The organism is Streptomyces sp. NRRL S-118 (genome assembly GCF_000716335.1).
GTDB lineage: Bacteria > Actinomycetota > Actinomycetes > Streptomycetales > Streptomycetaceae > Streptomyces.
In genome coordinates this window covers 1-2,378 of sequence record NZ_KL591041.1, presented here as the reverse complement: position 1 = coordinate 2,378, position 2,378 = coordinate 1, and the positions used below count along the sequence as shown (strand labels likewise).

Here is a 2,378-nt window from a genome sequence, read left to right as displayed (position 1 = left end):
GTTCTTGAAGTAGCTCGTCCGGCAGGGGCCCGGTGGGGCTGGAGCCGAGCCGATATGACCGGGCGCTGGCGGATTTGGGGCTGGTGGACGGGCAGGGTGGTCCGTTTGTTGTCGACGGGCCGCCCGCTGACCTGCCGGTGCCGGAGGGCGCTGCGGATGCGGGGGTGCGGGGCGGTGGTGTGCGGTTGTACGTGCCCGGAGCGCGTCTGGTGTCGACCCGGCAGGTGGCCGCCGTGGTGGAGGCTGTGGGACATACGGTCGCGGCGCGCGGGATGTGCTGCGTGTACGGGGACACGGGCCTGGGGAAGACAGTCGCCGTCGAGCAGGCGTTGCATCTTCTGCCCGGCCGGGTGCCGGTGTGGCGGGCGGTGGCCGACGTGGCGCCCGGTCTGCCGCAGCTGCGGGCCTCGCTGTGTGAAGCGCTCGGGCTGCAGTCGGGGGCGTTACCGCACCGGGCGGGGCCGGCCAGCCGGGCTCTGATGCGGGCACTGGCTGAGCCTGGTGTGCTGTTCATCGATGACGCCCAGCGGCTGACGCCGCCGCGTGTGGATGAGCTGGTTGTTTTGTTGGTGGAAGTTGCTTTTTCTTGGGTGGGTCGTTGGTTTGTCGGTGGCGGTTCAGTTGTTCAGGTGCTGCCTTAACTGACGAGTGGGCCGGGGTGTTACAGGGATGGGTGTGGGGGAGCGGGGTCGGTTACGTCTGGTCGCGGGCGGGCTGTGCGGCCCGGATGCTGGGGCGGATCCGTGGGTGTTCCAGGTGCAGTGCGCTCAGGCGTTTGCCAGGACGTGGGTGGTGCGGGCTGCCACACCGTGCTGCGCCGCGAACCGATGCTCTCCTCCCGCATCTTCATCTGGCAGCAGTTCACCCGCCTCACACCCGACGAGGTCCTCGAGGTGATCCGCTGTTCCACCCGGTCTGGGCCGACGCTGACCCCGACGACATCGCCTTCGCCGACCAGCACGCCGCGCACGGCAACTTCCGCGCCTGGGCCCAGCTGACCGCCCACACCCGTACCGCACTGGCACGCACCGGCCGTCCCCGCGTCGACCGGGAGCTGCTGCGCTGGGCCTTCAGTCGCCTCGCCTGACCACCCCCGCCATGCCGTTCACCGTGCCGCCGCCGTCCGTCACCGTGGTTCTCGACCGTCACGACGACGTGCTGCACACGCACACCGCCCTGGCCGCCCACCATCCGCCGTCCGGCCGGATCACCCTGCACCCCGGCCCCGGCACCACCAGCGAAACCGGCCTCGCCCACGACCTTCTCGCTGCCCTGGGAAAACCGCCCCTGCTCCCGGGCCGCTTCCCTGCCGGCCGTCAGCCCGCCTGGGAAGCCGCCGCCGCATGGATGACCGCCCTGCCCATCACCCGGCTGACCGTCCTGCGCGCCCACCGCCTTACCGCCCGTCGCGCGATGCGCCTTCTACAGCTACAGGCCCTCACCGGTATCCACCTGACCCTGGTCTGCCACCGTCCACTTCTTCCCGCCGCTCTGCACCAGGCCCTGCGGACGGCCGACTACTCCGTCACCGCCGACATCGAGGCAGCCCGCCGCCACTACTACGGCACGCCTACCGCGGAACCCCCGCCCGCAGACGAGCCCGCCGCGCCGGCCGGTCGGTGGCTCACCCTGCCCGCACTGGACCGCCTCATCTCCTGCGACAGCCCCCGCCCCTGCGCCGCCCCGTGCACCCCGCCCCCGATTATCTGGCGGCACCGCCCACCGCCCGTGCCTCTCACCGCGCTCACCGCGCAGCGAGTCGCCCGCCGGCTGCACGCAGCGACCGCACATCCTCGCCCGGCCGCGGCCGTCGCCGCCGCGCTGTTCACCGGCGGCTCCCTCCAGCAGCTCGCTACCGTACGTCCCTGCGACTACGACGACGCTGCGGCCACGCTCGCCCTGCACGACCGCGCCCGCTACACCGATGGCTGCGCCGCCCACCCCGTACCGCCCTGGGCGGGCATCTTCCTGCGGGCCGCGGCCTGCTTCACCCGGCTCGTCTCCGGCGAGGACCAGGAGCTGCTCGCCGCGCCAGGAGACCGCAGGCATCTGCTGCGCGTGGCGGAGACGGCCAGACTTCGCCCGCCCCAGCCGCCCGCGGCCCGCCGCCAAGGCCCAGTCGGCCGTGTGGAGTGGGACTGGCGCGAGCGGCAGGAAGCGGAGAGGTACGAAGCGGTACCAGCCCGGCGCGCCAAACCCTCGCGCCCCTGACCCCTGACGCGGGCGCCGGATGAGGCAGGCTCAGCCGATCGAGAATTCGGCGAACTCGACGTCGCTGAAAGCCACGTGCAGCCCGTGGGCCCGGCGGCCCCACTCGCGAAAGTAGGCGTGCCCTAGGCCGTGTGTCAAAAGTGGATCTTGTGCTGTGAATGATCACG

Annotated in this window: 2 protein-coding genes; both read left to right on the top strand. The window is 72.0% G+C overall.

What is annotated here, in order from left to right; translation table 11 throughout:
- Window positions 1–32 precede the first annotated feature (32 nt).
- Window positions 33–641, top strand: coding sequence for an AAA family ATPase (locus tag IH00_RS39250; RefSeq protein WP_052411894.1), 609 nt, complete (start codon window positions 33–35; stop codon window positions 639–641).
- Window positions 642–1,098: 457 nt separating this feature from the next.
- Window positions 1,099–2,211, top strand: a complete 1,113-nt coding sequence (locus tag IH00_RS0135350) for a hypothetical protein (RefSeq protein ID WP_234335094.1) — start codon at window positions 1,099–1,101, stop codon at window positions 2,209–2,211.
- The last annotated feature ends 167 nt before the right edge of the window (window positions 2,212–2,378 follow it).